Source organism: Streptomyces sp. NPDC001100, from assembly GCF_053598575.1.
The window spans coordinates 175,755-191,040 of the sequence record NZ_JBSFKO010000003.1; the positions used below are offsets into that span (position 1 = coordinate 175,755).

The window sequence follows — 15,286 nt, forward strand, 5'->3', positions numbered from 1 at the left end:
CCTGGACCGGGACGGCCGACAGGGCCTGGGCGGGCAGCAGGTAGCGCGATGCCCGGGCGCGCGGCGCGCTGAAGAACGCCGCCGGGACAAGCCCGCCGGCCGCCCTGCCCTCGTGGTCTGCGGCGGCCCATGACGGGCAGTGCGCCCGGGCGCGCCGCGCAGGGCACTGTCTCCATCCACCTCTCACCCCCTACAGAGTGTAGGGTTTTCATTACCCTACAGACCGTAGGGTGAACGGGTGAGTGCTCGCGAGAGCTGGGGATAGACATGGCCGAACTAACGCCCCCTCCGCGGGAGTGCCGTGCGCAGGTCGAGGAAGTCCGGCCGCGCAACAGCCAGATCCTGCTGCGCCTGTCGCTGGCCGGGATGACGGCCGAGAAGGCCGTCCTGGTCCTCAAGGCCAGGGGCGGGAGCCATGCCGAGCTGCGTCTGCCGGCCGACGACTACGGCAGCGGCCGGTTCGAGGTGCGGATCCCGCTGGACGCCCTGGCCACCGCCTGCACAGCGCGGGAATGGATCTGGGACCTCTACCTCGACCGTCCCGATGCGCAGGCGGGCGAGGAACCATTGCGGGTGGGCAGGCACTGGGAGGAGATCGCCGGTAAGCAGAAGTCCTTCGTCTATCCCGCGCAGCATGCTGCCGGGGTGCGCATCGAGCCGTTCTTCACGGTCAAGGACAACCTGTCGATCACCTGCGCCCGGAAGCCGGCCCCGTGACGATCACCGGCCCGCCGAGGGTGCGACGACCATGACCGCAGCCAGGGGCGGGAGGCAGCGTGAGCGTGAGCTGGAGAGCGAGATCCTCGCTGCCGTGTGGGCCGCGGACCGGGTGCTCACCGCGGCCGAGATCCGGGCCCAGCTCGGCAGCGAACCGGCGCCCGGCACCGTGCATGCCGTCCTGCGCCGCCTCTGCGCACAGGACCTGATCCAGCCCGCCCGTGACGCCGACGGCGCCTACGAACCCGTCAGGAACGCCGCCGAGACGACCGCCCAGGTCATGCATCAGGCCCTCGGCCCCCACCCCGCCGCAGCCTGCCGGGCCCCGGGCCCGGAGATGACCCGTCCCCGTCGGCGCCGATGGAGCCTTCGCTCCGCCGGCACCCCTCCCGTCCGTCAGTCCCCGCCCGCGCCGGTACCCCCGGCCCGTCCCCGAGGTGATCTCCCACGGTGCCCGCACACCAGTCAGCCCTGACCTCCTCCAGACAGCGGACCCCGTTGTCACCTTCCGCCGCCGGGAAGACCGGACTGCACGAGCACGCCGCCGCGGCCACGGTCTGGTACCTGCGGCTGCTCGCGCTCCTCAACCTGCTGGCCGTCGTGTCCGTGCCCTTCCGCGCGGAGGTCGACGAACACCGGACGGGCGCGCACTTCACCCCCTATCTGGCCACCGCCGGGCTCACCTCGGCGGCACTCGCGTCATTCCTCGCCGTGGTGATGCGGCGCCGTAAACGCGCCGCGTGGATCGTCAACATGCTGATCGCGGGGCCCTTGTTCGTGCTCTACGCACTCGCCCTGACCCAGCACGAGTACGGCCGCTACGTCACCAACTGGCTGTCCGCCCTGCTCACCGGGCTGTTCGTGGGCGCGCTGCTGCTCGGGCGCGCGGAGTTCCGGGCCGTGGGGGACCGCTCCAACCCCAGGCTGGCCGTGGCCGTCGCAGCCGTCGGCATCCTGGTCAGCACCACCCTCGGCACACTGCTCGTAGGGGCCACCAACACGCTGCCCGGGGCCTCGCTGAGCGACCGGATCGCCTACACGCTGATGCGCGGGATCAGCGTCGGACCGCTCGCCGACCGGGTCGAGGCCGTACACGCACCGCGCTGGGTGGACGTGACGGTCAACGTCCTGATCGCTGTGACCTTCCTGACCGTCCTGTACGCCTGCTTCCGGGCCCCGCGCGGCCGTGACCTGCTCGGCACGGACGACGAGGAGCGGCTGCGCGGCCTGCTCGCCCGGCACGGTGAGCGCGACTCACTCGGCTACTTCGCGCTGCGCCGCGACAAGGCCGTCATCTTCTCGCCCACCGCCAAGGCGGCCGTCGCCTACCGCGTCGTCGGCGGGGTCAGCCTCGCCTCCGGCGACCCGATCGGCGACCCAGAGGCATGGCCCGGCGCCATCCACGTCTGGCTGGAGGAGGCCCGCCGGCACGCCTGGACACCGGCCGTGATGGGCGCCAGCGAGGAAGCCGGCGTCATCTACGCCCGCCACGGCCTCGACGCACTGGAACTCGGCGACGAGGCCATCGTGGAGGTGGCCGACTTCACCCTGGAGGGCCGCGCCATGCGCACCGTCCGCCAGGCCCACAACCGGGTCCGCCGCGCCGGATACACGGTCCGTGTCCGCCGCCATGCGCAGATCCCGGACGCCGAGATGGCCGCCCTCGTCGCCAACGCCGACCAGTGGCGCGACGGGGCCACCGAACGCGGCTTCTCCATGGCGCTCGGGAGGCTCGGCGACCCGGGCGACGGCAGCTGCGTGATGCTGGAGTGCCACGACGCCGACGGCCAGCCGCGCGCCCTGCTGAGCTTCGTGCCCTGGGGCGGCAAGGGGCTGTCCCTGGACCTGATGCGCCGTGACCGCGCCTGCGAGAACGGCCTCGTGGAGTTCATGGTCATCGAACTGCTGCAGCGCGCCCACGAGATCAGCGTCCAGCAGGTCTCGCTGAACTTCGCCATGTTCCGTGCCGTCTTCGAACGCGGCTCCAAGCTCGGCGCCGGTCCTGTGCTGCGGCTGTGGCGCGCGATCCTCACCTTCTTCTCCCGCTGGTGGCAGATCGAATCCCTCTACCGCGCCAACGCCAAGTACCGGCCCGTGTGGGAGCCCCGCTTCCTGCTCTTCGAGAGGACCAGCGACCTCCCGCGCATCGGCCTCGCCGGCGCCCGCGCCGAGGGCTTCCTCACCCCGCCCCCGCTGCCCACCCTCTTCCGTCGCCGCCGCGCTCCGCATCCGGCGGACCAGGTCAACTGCTCTACAGAAAGGGCTACTTCCGTGGGAACCTGACCCCGTGCCCGGACAGCAGCACGGCCCCGGTTCGTCGCCGCCGTTCACCGACGAGCAGATCGTCAACTGGCTGATCGACGAATGCCGGGACACGACCAGTCGCATCTCAGCCCTGACGGCCTCGGGCGACCGCATACTTGCCGCCGGCAGCACGGTGGTCGCGGTCGCCGCGACCGTGGCCATCGGGGGAGACAAAAGCTACTTCCTCATGTGGCTCCCGCTGGCCGTCGCCATTGTCATCGCCTACGGCCTGTATCTGAACAACATGACCCGGGCTCTCATCGGGTACAAGTGGGGCCTGGAGAAGGAGATCAACCGACGCGTCGGTGTGCCCGTGATCGCCTGGCAGTCTCACGTCTTCACCGGCTCAAAGCGCCATGTCACGAGCCTTTTGTTCTTGTGCGCGACCTTCTACACGGCCAGCGTGGGCCTCGGGCTCGCCGAGGCATTCCGCACCCTTTCCCCCGGGGCCTGGGGACACGAGCGAGCCTGGCTCTACATCGCACTGACCCTGACCGGCGCCCTCGCCGGGCTTGGCGTCGTTGCCTACTGCTATTGGATGCAGCGCGGCCTGGGCCGCTCCACGGCCCAGCGTGTCACGGACATGTTCGCAGCCCACACCTCACCGTAAGGTGCGCCAGTCGTCGGGGCCCGCGCTCGTCTTTGTCGGGACCCGCGCGCCACTCCCTCGAAACCCTACGCGCTGTAAGGTGACCGTATGGCAGGCACATCCCCCCATGGCAGAGCCGACCGGCGCAGTGCCGGCGAGCTGGAGAGCGAAGTCCTCGCCACCCTGTGGGTTGCCGACCGGGCCCTCACCGCGGCCGAGATCCAGACCCAGCTCGACGGCGCTCTCGCCTACAACACCGTGCACACCATCATCAAGCGCCTGCACGACAAAGGGCTCGTCCTCCGCGACGCCGCCGGACGGCGCGGCGCGTACCGGCCGGCGAAGGACGCGGCCGAACTCACCGCCGAGGCCATGCACCAGGCCCTCGACCGCGGCCCCGACCCGATCGCCGCACTCCAGCAGTTCGTCACCGGGCTGAGCCCGGAAGAAGAGCGCGCGCTGCGTGACCTGCTCGGCGGGAGCGGCCCGTGAGGATCGACGTCTACGTCCCGCTCGTCCTGTCCCTGCTTCTCGCCGTCGTGGCCCCGCAGGTGGGTCGGCGGGTGGCGCCGGCTCTGGCCGCCCGTGTCCTGACCGCAGCCGCCGTCCTCGCCGCGGCCGCCACCACCTGGGCCCTGATCCTGCTGGCCGCCACCCTCATCGACGAAGCCCCGCCGGTGGCCGCCGAAGCCCGCGAGGACGGACGGCGCCTGCCCGAACCGGTCCCCGAGATCATCGCCCTGGCCGCGATCGTGGTCCTCGGCCTCATCGCCCACCGCATCTACCGGGCCCTGCGCACCGAGCGCACCACCCGCCGCACCCTGCACCGCCTGTGCGAGGGCCACCCGGCGGACACCGAACTCATCGTCGCCGCCTCCACGGTCCCGCACGCCTTCGCCATCCCCGCCACCGCGAACGCGCCCGGCCGGATCCTGGTCACTGCCGGAATGCTCGCCGCCCTTCAGCCCGCCGAGCGCCGTGTCCTGCTCGCCCACGAACGGGCCCACCTCACCCACCAGCACGCCCTCTACGTGTACGCCGTCACCCTCGCCACCGCAGCCAACCCCCTCCTCAACCCGGTGCGTACGACCGTCACCTACCTCGTGGAACGGTGGGCCGACGAACAGGCCGCCGAGGTCGTAGGGGACCGGAGCGTCACCGCCCGGGCCCTGGCCAAGGCCGCGCTCGTCGCCCAACAACCCCGGCCCACCTGCGCGCTGGGCTTCTCCGACCGCGCCGTCACCCGCCGCGTCACCGCCCTCCAAACCACCCCGCCCCCACACCTGTGGTCCATCGCCGCACCCGTCCTCGCCCTCGGTGTCCTCACAGCCCTCGGCGCCTTGGACGCCACCCGCGACCTCCTTGATCTGCTGGAGCACGTCCTGGCCTGACAGGCTCGATCGGCGTTGGCGCGTTCCATGTCTTGGCGAAACTCGGTGCGTGCGCACCGCGGAGGTGGCTTGCGGCCGGGAGCCAGCGCGGCTCGTCAGCATTCCGTCCTACGCCACCTTTACGAACGACAAACGCCCGGCGTCGGCGAGGTGCCGAGCCGGGCGCTTCCCTGAAAGCTAACTAACCGACCCCATGAGGCCTTGGAGGTATGCCACCTGTTTTGAGAAGGTAGTTCCGACGCTCACATCAAGGTGCCCTGCTGATCCATGGGAGCCAGCTCCCGCACCTCGTCCCCGGTGACGTCCCTCCACCATGCGGCGAACACCCGCCGGTGGCACCACAGGCCCGGCTTCGCCAGGTCTTCAAAGCACAGCAAAACCAGACGGTGTTCGTCCTCAGCCTCGGCGATCTGCCGAAGTCGCGCGGCGATCCGCTCGGGCCCGAGCTGGTCGAGGTCGGCCCGGTACGCCGCCGTGAACTCGGGCTCAGGCCGGGAAAGATAGTCCCGACGTGGCGCAAGCTCCCGCACCGAGTGGGTGAGGGAGTAGGGGAGCTTGAAGCGGACACCGCCAAGGCTGATGCGCACTGGCACGCCCTGTGGCGGCTGGAACGCCTGGAACCGGTTGGTGAACAGGGTGAGCACGTGGATTCCTTTCGTGGTGCTCAGCGGCCGAGCGCACCTGTCGACACCGCCGGCGGCACGCCCGGATGTCATCGATGCCCCCGCTCAGGCAATGGGACTGAGCGGCGCACCGGGCCCGCAGGGATTGCCTCCCTGCGGGCCCGGCCCGGGACTATTCACGTAAGCCGGAGGGGGCCCACTGGCTGCGCGCCCCCTCCGGCTTACTTACTTCGCCGCCGTTTCGGCCTTCTTAGCGGGCGCCCGCCGCGCCGGGGCCTTGGTGGCCGTTGCCGTCCGCGGCGAGGGCTTCGCGGGCGCCTTCTTGGCCGTCGCCTGCGGCTTGGCCTTGGCCGCCCCAGCCGCCTGCGGCTCGACCGGCTTCTCGACTTCGGCCGTGTCAGGCTTGGCCGCCTCCTCGACCTTCTTCGCTGCCGCCTCCTGCTGAACCTCGGCGGCGGCCTTGTTGAACTCCTCGGTCATGGCGCGCTGGATGCCCTGGGCCTTGCTGAGCAGGTTCCGCACCTGCTGCACCTGGCTGTAGATCTTGCCGACGGCGCGCACATAGCGGTCGAGGTCGTTACCGAGGATGACGGCCAGGTCCTCGGGCTTCTTGGCACCCAGTTCCTCGAACAGCGGGATGAGGACGTCTTCCGCCTTGCCGAGGCTGTCCTTCGCCTGGGCCTTGGCCTTCTTCCGCGTCTCCTCCTCCTCGGCCGTCGGGGTCTTCTCGCCGGTGAGGGAGGTCTGCTGCTCCATCATCTTCAGGCCGTTGGCGAAGTGCTGAGCCTCGGCCTCGGTGTCGAAGTCGCCGCGCACGTACCGCATGGCGGCCACCATCTGGTTGGCCGGGTTGAGCTGGGCGATGTGCCAGGCAAGGTTGTTCTTGATGTCACCCTTGTCGACCATCTCGGCGACCTCGGGGCGCAGGGTGAGCAGGCCCAGGCGCCAGGTGATGTGGGTCTCCGTCTTACCGAACTGCTTGGCGATCTTGGCCGGGGTCCAGCCCGCCGCCTTGAGGTCGGCGTACGCTCCGGCCTCCTCCATGATCGTCATGTCCGAGCGGTTGACGTTCTCCGCGATGCTGAGGACGTATGCCTTCTCCTCGCTCGCGTCCTCGATGACCTTCGCCGGGATGACCTCCAGGCCGGCCGCCTTGCAGGACCTCCACCGGCGCTCGCCCGCGATCAGCATGTAGGGGACTTTGGCCCCCTCGACCGGGCGGACGACGACCGGCTGGAGGAGGCCGTTCTCCTTGATGCTGGCCGTCAGCTCCTCCTGCTGCGCCTCGTCGAAGAACTTGCGCGGCTGGTCGGGGTTGGGGGCGATCTCGGAGGTCTTGAGGTTAGCGAACATTTTCCCGCACCTTTCGAATTCCAAGGGAAGCCGTCCTTTTGGGCTTTCCCTTTTTCCTTATGCTTATATCTTAATCGCATACACCTCTAAAGCAAGTGGGGATTCTTTTTAATTTCTCGAATTCAATTCCAGATCTCCAGGCGTAATCTCTCCTCGCGAGAAGGGGAGGCTAAAGGGTCACGCCGAGCCCTGGCGCTACGTCACGCCCAGAGACGGGGCGAGCCCGCCACGGTCTTGCGACCGCGACGGGCTCCACTCCCATTCACGCACCCCGACGGCCGCATCAATGCGACCGCTCCTCGCGGGTGGGGCGCGGGGGGGGGTCGGCCACCCGCGAGGAGCAGGGAAGGGCGCCGCTCTCACGACGCCGACGGCCAGGATCGCCGCGGCTGCTGCGTCTGGTCGACAGCCTGGAAACTACAGCATCGCTTGAAACATGTCACCTATCTCGCCGACCGCACCAGCTCATTGCGCGCCGCAACCCCCCTCGCGCGGCATCGACGTCGGCTTCAGCAGAGCCAGCACCTCCACGAGCTCCCTCGCCTCCTGAGGCGCGGAGGCATCCGGGCCCAACCGCCCAATGACGCGCGGCGCTTCACCCGCAAGGCGGCGTATCCGCGCTTCATCGAGTCCGCACTCCTCCACCGAGACCCCGGGGGCCGAGGTCGGGATCTTCACGACCTCCTCACCGCTCCTGTCTGCGGCGCCCGCGTTGTCGCGTGTCAACTGGTCCATAGCTTCCGTTCGATACACGCCGACTCCTTGCTCTGAGCGCCGAACAGACAGCCCGAGCCCGACCGGGTTGCAATTTATTGCACGAGGCATGCATCATACTTCATAAGGTAAGAACGAGGTAAGAGCACAGGGTGAGGAGGCGCGGGATTCCCATGAGCGAAGGCCAGCCCGTCGACGCGTCGGAACAGTCGCCCGACGAACTGATCCGCGAGTCCAAGCGGACGATCGCGCAACGGCTGCGACATCTTCGCCAGCGCCACCCAGAAGGACCATTCACTCTCGCCTCGCTCGCAGAGAGGGCCGGAGTCTCGGCCCGCACGCTAGCTCAGGCCGAGTCCTCCGAAGGGGCCAACGTCACGCTCGAAACCCTCACCAAAGTGGCGCACAGCCTCGGCGTCAGGCGCATCGCCTACTTCCTCGACGACGCCGTTTACGAGCAAGTCACCGCGGAATTCGACGCCTTGGAGCAGCTCCGAAAGCAGGGAGTCGAGGGTGTTGCAGCGCGCAGGTCCGCCCCCACCGGTCTGCCGCCAGCCTCCGTGGAGCAGCTCACCCAACTCCTCAGCGGGATCGTCGCAGACGCGGAACGAGCCCGAGTAGCCCTTCGGGATTTGCCGCCCTCAGAGCATCCCAACTCCCCACAAGAGAGCGACAGTTAGCGGCACGATGACCCCACGATCACGCCGGAAGACGAAAAACGAACGCCATCACAGCGACTTCAAGCAACGTTGCGAAGAGCGCGTCCGCTCTCTAGAACTGCCGGAGGGGGAGCAACTCACCGTCCCCGTACTGTGCGAGCAACTTGGCCGGCTCCGCCAAAGGCCCCTCCAGGTCCTAGGCCTGGACCTGCCGGTGGGAAGCCCTGACGGCCTGTTGATCGAGACCGATGCCCAGGACTTCATCATCTACGAAGCGCGCCTCGCCCCCGTTCATCAGCGCCAAGTGGTCCTGCACGAGGTCGGCCACCTCATCTGTGATCACTCAGCACAAGCTGCCGACCATGCCGTAGCGGAGCTGTTCACGCCGTCGCTCGATCCCGGCCTGGTGCGCCGGGTCCTCGGACGCGATCACTCCCACACCGACGCGGAGCGGGAGGCCGAGTACGTCGGCTCTCTGATCGGCCGCAGGATCAGCGTCTGGAGTGCCGAGCGCACTCGGACAGTTCCCCCAGAGGCACGAGGCCTCGTAGCCCGTCTGTCCGCTCTGGAGCCTCCCCGTCCCGCTAGGTAGAGATGAACAGCGTTTTTTACCCCATCTGCGCTGCGGTGAGCTGCGTAGCCTTCATCTACAGGGTTCGAATTCTGCGCTTCGACCGTTCGCCGGCGCAGTGGGCCCTGTGCGCAAACTTCTTCCTGTCCGCCGTGATATTTACGGTGTCCACCCCGTCCGTCTGGGTGGCTGCCAGCGCCGCCGTCGGCGTCGTGAACTTCTCGGGGCTCTTCACCCAAGTTCTGGCCATGTGCTTGGCCGGCTGCCAGCAACTCGTCCTGCTACATCTCACTTACGAACGGGATGTTGCCTGGCGCAAGGCGCGCTTGCGGATCGCGGGTATCGGTCTCGTGGTGAGCACCATGATCACGCTCTTTGTCTTCGCGACCCATGCCAGCGAACTGCCCACGAACTACGCGCTGACGACGGCCCAGTTCTACCCGGCGTACCTGTCGATCTACATCGCGGCCTACCTCTGGAACCAGATCGACATATGCATCCTGTGCTGGCGGCATGCCCGTGTCTCGCCCAGACCATGGCTTCGCCGCGGCCTGCGTCTTGTCGCTCTGACCCTTCCCTCCTCGCTGGTCTACGCGGGATGCCGAATCGCCGACATCATCGCGGCCCAGTTCGGTATCTCCGGTGAAGCCTGGGAGCCCCTCGTGCCGTACGCACTCTTGGTCGGAATCGTCGGCAAGACCATCGGCTGGACCCTGCCGGACTGGGGCCGCTACCTCACCACCGTCCAGGAGTGGCTCTCCCACCGCCGACTTCACTACGAACTCGCCCCGCTGCACCGACAGATCACCGCCCACGTACCCGACCCGGTCCTCGAACTGGACCCGGACGACGACCTTCGAACTCGCCTGTACCGCATGGTCGTTGAGATGCGGGACGCTCAATGGGCACTACGCCTGTGGATGACACCCGACGCGGTGGCAGCGGCACGGCGAGAGGGCGAGGAACTCGGACTCCGCGGCGATGACCTTCTCGCCTTCGTCGAGGCCCAGCAGCTCAGGTCCGCGATCGAGGCCAAGGCACGCGGGATCCCGCCCATGGACCACTCGGTCGTACCCGGCCTCGCCGAACCCCCAGACCTCGCCGCGGAGTTGACCTTCCAACGCAAGATCGCCCAACGCTTCCGGCAGTCCCCGCTCGCCACAGTTGCCGTAGCGGGATCAGCACCGACCGCAGCACCGCAGGATGAGAACCGAGCATGACGCCCCCCGACATCACCCTCCCGTGCCTCTTCGACGCCAGCTTTTTCAACGATCCGTATGCCACGTACGCGCGTCTGCGCGCTGAAGGTGCCGCGCACCACCTCAACACCCCGGAGGGGTCGCCCATCTGGCTCGTCCCGCGAGAAAGGGATGTACGCGCCGCCTTGAGCGACCCGAGGTTGTCCGTGAACAAGGCCCACTCGACCCGTGGTTACCAGGGCTTCTCTCTCCCTCCGGCCCTGGACGCCAACCTCCTCAACGTCGACCACTCCGACCATCTGCGGCTTCGCCGCCTGGTGAGCCAGGCGTTCACCGCCCGCCGGGTAGAGCAGCTCCGCACCACGATCGAGGCGGCCACGCACCAACTGGCCGATGCCATGGAGGCCGTCGGCGTCCAGGACCTGGCCGCGGTCTACGCGAACCCGCTCCCGATCACGGTGATCGGAGACGTCCTCGCCGTTCCCGACGAAGACAGGCTCGCCTTCTCCTCCTGGGTCGCCACCATGTTCGCCCCCGACCATCCCGGGCAGGTCGGAGAAGCTATTCGCTCCATCCAGGAGTTCCTCACCAACCTCGTCGCCGAGCGTCGACGTGTCCTGGGCGATGACCTTCTCTCCGACCTGATCGCCGCCCACGACGAGGGCGACAAGCTCAGTGAGGACGAACTCGTCTCTCTCGCCTTCCTGATCCTCATGGCCGGCAGCGAGAACGTGCAGCACGTGATCACCACCGGAGTGCTCACCCTGCTGCGACATCCCCTGCAACTGGAAGAACTGCACGACGACTTGGGCCTTCTTCCACACGCTGTGGAAGAGATACTCCGCTACGCGCACCCCAATCAGATGGCCATCCGCCGCTTCCCGTTGGAAGACATCGAGATCGGCGGCGTCCGTATTCCCAAGGGAGAAACGGTGATGCTCTGCCTGGCCTCCGCGAACCGGGACCCCGACCGCTACCCGGACGCAGACCGCTTCAACATCCACAGGGCGGACAAGAGCCACCTCTCCCTCGGACACAGCCTCCACTACTGCCTCGGCGCTGCCCTGGGCCGCATCGAGATCCAATCCGCGCTGGCCACCCTGCTGCGCCGCTTCCCGCGCTTGCGCCTGGCCGTCCCGGCGAGCGAACTGCGGTGGCGCTCTTCGTGGCGCTCGCACGCACTCCGAGGACTACCCGTTACGGTGCGCTGACCGATCCGGGATTACGCATCCTCAGTAGCGGCTACGCCTTCAGGCGCGGAGCCCCACGACCGCCACTTGAGTGCCACGCGATCGGCGTCCACGGTGCGCGAGCCCCTGGACGCCGCCGGGTACACGACCACCTGCTCCAACATCAGGGCCACAACGCCCTGCTTCGCCACCAGCGGCGCGTGCTGCCACCACCGCACCAGATCCGGCACGGCCCCCACGGGCACGTGCTTGACCCGCTCAAGGTGCCGCGCCTGCGCCCTGAACACGTTGGCCTGCGCCGACAGCTCCTTGTCGGCCGCCTTGAACGCCTTCAGCGACATACCGGAGGGGCGGGCGTAATCCTTGCCCAGTTGCTTCTGCCGAAGGCCGGCCTCATCCGCCTTCTTGCGCAGTTCCTCCGCCTCGGCCAGCAGTTGGTCGCGCGCCTGCTCGATCAGCGCACTGACCTCGGGCTTGGCAAGCTCGGCCAGCACATGCTCGGCGACGTACGTCTCCAAGAGGCCCGCGTTGATCCGTACGCGACCGCAGCCGCCGGGGTGCTGGGGAGTACTCGGCTTGCAACGATGGCCGCGACTGCCCGCGTTGGAGGGAGCAGCACCAAGGGGGTGAGTGCACAGGCCGCACACGGTCTGCTCACCGCTCAGCAGGTACTCCTGCTGCGGTGCCCGTTCGGCTTCCGGCTGATGCTTGGGCCGCATCTGACGGATCTTCCGGAACTGCGCGGGCGGGATCAGCTCGGGCCCTCCGGAGGGCAGGAGGTTGCCCTCCTCGTCTTCGTAAAGACCGGCGATGGCCGGGTGATCCAGTACCGAGGCCAGAGCGGCAGGCCTCCATTGCTTGCCGAGACTCGTGAGATGCCCCTCCGCGTTCATCCAGCCCGTGATCTCTCCGTAGGGCTGGCCGGCCTCCCGTCGGTTCGCGGCCTCCCGCAGGGGCGGCAACTCGTCGTCCTTCGGCCTTCTGAACGCGGTATCCGCGAACCCGTACAACCTCGGCACAGAATCTCCCCAGCCTTCTCCGACCCCTGTATACCTCACATGCTAACGAAGATAGGTCACACTGCTGCAAGAGGTGTCCATGCGGCAGTGAGCTGGCATATGCAACAAACCCCCGAGCACCTTGGTTACGCGCGAGCCCCTTCAACGCCAAGGGCCTTCCACAGCTCCGCCGTCGGCACGCGCGTCTTTCCGCCCAGCGCGAGCGTCCGAACCGGGAAGGTCCCGTTCCGGATCAGCTCGTACGCCTTGTCCCGGCTGATCCCGAGGGCTCGACTGGCGGTCACCACGTTGACGGTGGTCGGAAGAGACAGCAGCTCCTCCAGGCCCATCGCTCCGGCAGAAGTCTGTCCGCCAGCTTCCTGAGCAGTCATGTCGTTGGTCGCAATCTCCCCCGCGCCAACTTGTAGATGACCTTACAACGGTGTCCGACACTCCAAGCAAGATCGAAACAGATCCCGCCAACCACGCACAAACACGTAAAGACAACGACGGCGGGCCACCACGATCGCAACGACAGAGGGTCGGATGTTCGAGCCGAGCTACTACCGGCGATGCCAGTGCAAGGGACCGCTGAAGGACGAGGAAGGCCAACCGGTCCTCGACGCCGACGGCGCTCCGAAGATCGGGGACATCGGGCTCTCGTGCCCGAAACTCGGTAAGGGACACGGCACTTGGTACTTCTATTTCAAGATTGAACCCTGCGAGGGCGCCAAGAGCGGGCGGGTGCGTCGCGGCGGCTTCGCCACCAAGACCGACGCCCAGACCAAGGCGAAGGCAACCTACGACGCCCTCAGTGCCGGCATCGACGTGCTGTCCGACGAGAAGTGCGGCGACTTCTTCCTGCGGTGGATCAAGGCAAAGAAGTCCCTTGCCCGCACCACCCGCCACGGCTACGAGGAACACCTCAACAACTACCTCCTCCCTCACCTCGGACACATCAAACGGCGCGACCTCAAGGTGCGCCACCTCGACCTCATGTACGACGCAATCGAGAAGGAGAATGCCGAGCGGGTCCTCCACCGTCTCCGCGTCGATCAGCTCCAGAAGGACCGCGACGACGCGCATCGGGCCTGGGTGAAGGTGTCGGGCTATGCCCAAAGGGAAGAACGCCGGGTCGCCCGCCGAGCCTTCCTCGACGCGAACGCGGCCCTCCGCGAAGGCAAGAAGGGGCTGCGGAAGGTCACCTCCGCCGCCACCATGCACCGCATCAACGACACCCTCAGCTCGGCGCTGTCCTGGGGGATCAAACGCGAGCAAGCCTTCGCCAGGAACTGGGCGAAGCTCGTGGAGCTACCGCCAGCCATCCGGCCGAAGCCGCTCGTATGGACACCTGAGCGCATCGAGCACTGGAGGCGCACCGGCGAAAAGCCCGGCCCGGTCATGGTCTGGACGCCAGAACTGACTGGCCAGTTCCTCGACTTCGTCAAGGACGACTGGCTCTACGAGTTGTGGCACTCGTTCATCTTCCTCGGCCCCCGCCGAGGCGAGATGGCCGCGCTGCCCTGGACCGAGGTCAGCACCGACGCCCTCTGGCTCCGGATCTCCCAGCAGATCGTGGAAGTCGCCTACAAGCTGTACGGCGAAGCGCCGAAGGCCGACAGCGTTCGCACCCTGTCGCTGAGCCTGGAGTCCGGCGACAACTTCGTCAGCTTCCGCGCCAAGCAGGAACGCAAGCGCCAGGAGTGGGGCTACGCCTACGTCGAGACCGGGCGCACGTGGACGCTTGAGAACGGTGAGGCGCTCCACCCTGACTGGATATCCCGGCGCTTCGCCCGTCTCGTCGAGCTGTCCGGTCTGCCGCCCGTCCGCCTCCACGACCTGCGCCACCTCGCCGCCACCTTGTCCCTGCTCGCCGGGAACGACATCAAGGTGGTCCAGGAGAAGCTTGGCCACTCTTCGCGCCAGATCACCTCCGACACGTACACCAGCGTGCTGCCCGAGATGATGCGGGCCGAGGCCGAGTCGATCATGGCCGTTGTACCCCGCGACATAGCCTTCGACGTAGGCACCCCTCTGGAGGTCCCGGAGGCGGTCTGGCACGACGGACTCGCCGTTCTCTTCGCCCACGGCGCACGGCAGTCGGAAGGCACCTGGGCCGTCGGCGCGCAGACCCGGCCGGACTCCGAACTTCTCGGCCTGGTCACGCTGGCCGGCCGGAGCCAGGACGATGCCGCCAACGCCGCCGTCAGATGGATACGAGACCACTGCGCGGCGAACGAGCTGGAGTTGGTCAGGGTGGAGAACTTCAACGACCGCTACCCGGAGGAGCAACGGTCCGACTTCTCGCTCACGCGCTTCACCGTCGGCCGTTCCCAGGACCCCGGGCCGGACAGCTGGACGCTGCCGACAGGCTTGCCGAAGGCGGTGGGGAGGCGCTCCCGTCGGACTGCCAACAGGCGCCGGAAGGCGGCGTGATGACCCCTGCGTCCCCTGATCCTGACGCGCGTCCCCTGTGTGTCCCCTGGATCTTGGTCTGAACAGCTGAACAGGTGTCACCACGTTCGAGTGACTGCACCCGTCCCGACGTTTCCGCAGGTGGAAACGGTTCTCCTGGGAGAGGCGAGAGTGGGGCGGGTGGGACTCGAACCCACGGCCGACGGATTATGAGTCCGCTGCTCTAACCGGCTGAGCTACCGCCCCATTACGGCGCGTCGCGCACATTTGTACGCGCCGTCTGCCGCAGCATAGCCGCTCATACGATCTCCTGCTTCGGATGGTCGACTTCGCACGACCATGAGGACTGCGGCCTGCGTCGAGCGGTTCCGGGGGACATGAAAAAGGACCCCAACGGGGTCCTCGTCCACTCGCCAAACGCCTGCTCTCCCGACTGGACTCGAACCAGTAACCTGCCGGTTAACAGCCGGCTGCTCTGCCAATTGAGCTACGGAAGATCGAAGCTCCCCCGACTGGACTCGAACCAGTAACCTGCCGGTTAACAGCCGGCTGCTCTGCCAATT

Annotated in this window: 15 protein-coding genes and 2 tRNA genes; 11 read left to right on the plus strand and 6 right to left on the minus strand. The window is 67.7% G+C overall.

Going from position 1 to position 15,286, the window contains the following annotated elements:
- Nucleotides 1-267: 267 nt before the first annotated feature.
- From ACWDEW_RS05300 to ACWDEW_RS05325, 6 genes are all read left to right on the plus strand, one after another.
- Nucleotides 268-717, plus strand: a complete 450-nt coding sequence (locus tag ACWDEW_RS05300) for a hypothetical protein (protein WP_450509809.1) — start codon at nucleotides 268-270, stop codon at nucleotides 715-717.
- A 31-nt stretch (nucleotides 718-748) separates the two neighbouring features.
- A complete protein-coding gene (locus ACWDEW_RS05305) occupies nucleotides 749-1,192 on the plus strand; it encodes a BlaI/MecI/CopY family transcriptional regulator (protein WP_450509811.1) in 444 nt (147 codons plus the stop codon).
- 23 nt (nucleotides 1,193-1,215) lie between these two features.
- Nucleotides 1,216-3,000: a phosphatidylglycerol lysyltransferase domain-containing protein gene (locus tag ACWDEW_RS05310; RefSeq protein WP_450509813.1), complete on the plus strand. Its 1,785-nt coding sequence runs from the start codon at nucleotides 1,216-1,218 to the stop codon at nucleotides 2,998-3,000.
- A gap of 4 nt (nucleotides 3,001-3,004) precedes the next feature.
- A complete protein-coding gene (locus ACWDEW_RS05315) occupies nucleotides 3,005-3,631 on the plus strand; it encodes a hypothetical protein (protein WP_450509815.1) in 627 nt (208 codons plus the stop codon).
- Between the two features lie 87 nt (nucleotides 3,632-3,718).
- The gene (locus ACWDEW_RS05320; RefSeq protein ID WP_450509816.1) at nucleotides 3,719-4,102 is read left to right on the plus strand and encodes a BlaI/MecI/CopY family transcriptional regulator; all 384 of its coding nucleotides are present in this window, start codon (nucleotides 3,719-3,721) and stop codon (nucleotides 4,100-4,102) included.
- The gene (locus ACWDEW_RS05325) at nucleotides 4,099-5,001 is read left to right on the plus strand and encodes a M56 family metallopeptidase (RefSeq protein ID WP_450509818.1); all 903 of its coding nucleotides are present in this window, start codon (nucleotides 4,099-4,101) and stop codon (nucleotides 4,999-5,001) included. The genes ACWDEW_RS05320 and ACWDEW_RS05325 overlap by 4 nt, the downstream gene beginning before the upstream one ends.
- A 242-nt stretch (nucleotides 5,002-5,243) precedes the next feature.
- Here ACWDEW_RS05325 and ACWDEW_RS05330 read toward each other — a convergent pair whose 3' ends face one another.
- Together ACWDEW_RS05330 and ACWDEW_RS05335 are read right to left on the minus strand one after the other, a co-directional pair.
- The gene (locus ACWDEW_RS05330) at nucleotides 5,244-5,645 is read right to left on the minus strand and encodes a DUF488 family protein (protein WP_450509820.1); all 402 of its coding nucleotides are present in this window, start codon (nucleotides 5,643-5,645) and stop codon (nucleotides 5,244-5,246) included.
- A gap of 204 nt (nucleotides 5,646-5,849) precedes the next feature.
- Complete coding sequence (locus ACWDEW_RS05335; RefSeq protein WP_450509822.1) at nucleotides 5,850-6,977, minus strand: ParB/RepB/Spo0J family partition protein; 1,128 nt, start codon at nucleotides 6,975-6,977, stop codon at nucleotides 5,850-5,852.
- 887 nt (nucleotides 6,978-7,864) lie between these two features.
- Here ACWDEW_RS05335 and ACWDEW_RS05340 point away from each other — a divergent pair.
- Genes ACWDEW_RS05340 through ACWDEW_RS05355 form a run of 4 tightly spaced genes read left to right on the plus strand, consistent with a single transcriptional unit; the run spans nucleotide 7,865 to nucleotide 11,331 of the window.
- Nucleotides 7,865-8,371, plus strand: a complete 507-nt coding sequence (locus ACWDEW_RS05340; RefSeq protein ID WP_450509824.1) for a helix-turn-helix domain-containing protein — start codon at nucleotides 7,865-7,867, stop codon at nucleotides 8,369-8,371.
- Nucleotides 8,372-8,378: 7 nt separating this feature from the next.
- Complete coding sequence (locus tag ACWDEW_RS05345) at nucleotides 8,379-8,942, plus strand: ImmA/IrrE family metallo-endopeptidase (RefSeq protein WP_450509826.1); 564 nt, start codon at nucleotides 8,379-8,381, stop codon at nucleotides 8,940-8,942.
- A gap of 2 nt (nucleotides 8,943-8,944) precedes the next feature.
- Nucleotides 8,945-10,141: an MAB_1171c family putative transporter gene (locus tag ACWDEW_RS05350; protein WP_450509828.1), complete on the plus strand. Its 1,197-nt coding sequence runs from the start codon at nucleotides 8,945-8,947 to the stop codon at nucleotides 10,139-10,141.
- On the plus strand, nucleotides 10,138-11,331 hold the full coding sequence (locus tag ACWDEW_RS05355) for a cytochrome P450 family protein (protein WP_450509830.1): 1,194 nt from the start codon (nucleotides 10,138-10,140) through the stop codon (nucleotides 11,329-11,331). The genes ACWDEW_RS05350 and ACWDEW_RS05355 overlap by 4 nt, the downstream gene beginning before the upstream one ends.
- A gap of 11 nt (nucleotides 11,332-11,342) precedes the next feature.
- On the opposite strand, the gene ACWDEW_RS05360 is transcribed toward ACWDEW_RS05355, so the two are convergent.
- A complete protein-coding gene (locus ACWDEW_RS05360) occupies nucleotides 11,343-12,329 on the minus strand; it encodes a recombinase family protein (protein ID WP_450509832.1) in 987 nt (328 codons plus the stop codon).
- A 125-nt stretch (nucleotides 12,330-12,454) separates the two neighbouring features.
- Nucleotides 12,455-12,700: a helix-turn-helix domain-containing protein gene (locus ACWDEW_RS05365; RefSeq protein ID WP_450509834.1), complete on the minus strand. Its 246-nt coding sequence runs from the start codon at nucleotides 12,698-12,700 to the stop codon at nucleotides 12,455-12,457.
- 154 nt (nucleotides 12,701-12,854) lie between these two features.
- On the opposite strand from ACWDEW_RS05365, the gene ACWDEW_RS05370 reads away from it, so the two are divergent.
- Nucleotides 12,855-14,744, plus strand: coding sequence for a tyrosine-type recombinase/integrase (locus ACWDEW_RS05370; protein ID WP_450509836.1), 1,890 nt, complete (start codon nucleotides 12,855-12,857; stop codon nucleotides 14,742-14,744).
- A 151-nt stretch (nucleotides 14,745-14,895) separates the two neighbouring features.
- On the opposite strand, the gene ACWDEW_RS05375 is transcribed toward ACWDEW_RS05370, so the two are convergent.
- Both ACWDEW_RS05375 and ACWDEW_RS05380 read right to left on the minus strand, forming a co-directional pair.
- Nucleotides 14,896-14,969: transfer RNA gene (locus tag ACWDEW_RS05375), tRNA-Ile, on the minus strand.
- Nucleotides 14,970-15,147: 178 nt separating this feature from the next.
- Nucleotides 15,148-15,220 (minus strand) — tRNA-Asn (locus tag ACWDEW_RS05380).
- Between the last annotated feature and the right edge of the window lie 66 nt (nucleotides 15,221-15,286).

Coding starts and splice junctions, on each gene's coding strand:
- ACWDEW_RS05300 (WP_450509809.1), top strand. CDS start 268: ATGGCCGAACTAACGCCCCCTCCGCGGGAGTGCCGTGCGCAGGTCGAG.
- ACWDEW_RS05355 (WP_450509830.1), top strand. CDS start 10,138: ATGACGCCCCCCGACATCACCCTCCCGTGCCTCTTCGACGCCAGCTTT.
- ACWDEW_RS05370 (WP_450509836.1), top strand. CDS start 12,855: ATGTTCGAGCCGAGCTACTACCGGCGATGCCAGTGCAAGGGACCGCTG.
- ACWDEW_RS05320 (WP_450509816.1), top strand. CDS start 3,719: ATGGCAGGCACATCCCCCCATGGCAGAGCCGACCGGCGCAGTGCCGGC.
- ACWDEW_RS05365 (WP_450509834.1), bottom strand. CDS start 12,700: ATGACTGCTCAGGAAGCTGGCGGACAGACTTCTGCCGGAGCGATGGGC.
- ACWDEW_RS05350 (WP_450509828.1), top strand. CDS start 8,945: ATGAACAGCGTTTTTTACCCCATCTGCGCTGCGGTGAGCTGCGTAGCC.
- ACWDEW_RS05335 (WP_450509822.1), bottom strand. CDS start 6,977: ATGTTCGCTAACCTCAAGACCTCCGAGATCGCCCCCAACCCCGACCAG.
- ACWDEW_RS05345 (WP_450509826.1), top strand. CDS start 8,379: ATGACCCCACGATCACGCCGGAAGACGAAAAACGAACGCCATCACAGC.
- ACWDEW_RS05305 (WP_450509811.1), top strand. CDS start 749: ATGACCGCAGCCAGGGGCGGGAGGCAGCGTGAGCGTGAGCTGGAGAGC.
- ACWDEW_RS05340 (WP_450509824.1), top strand. CDS start 7,865: ATGAGCGAAGGCCAGCCCGTCGACGCGTCGGAACAGTCGCCCGACGAA.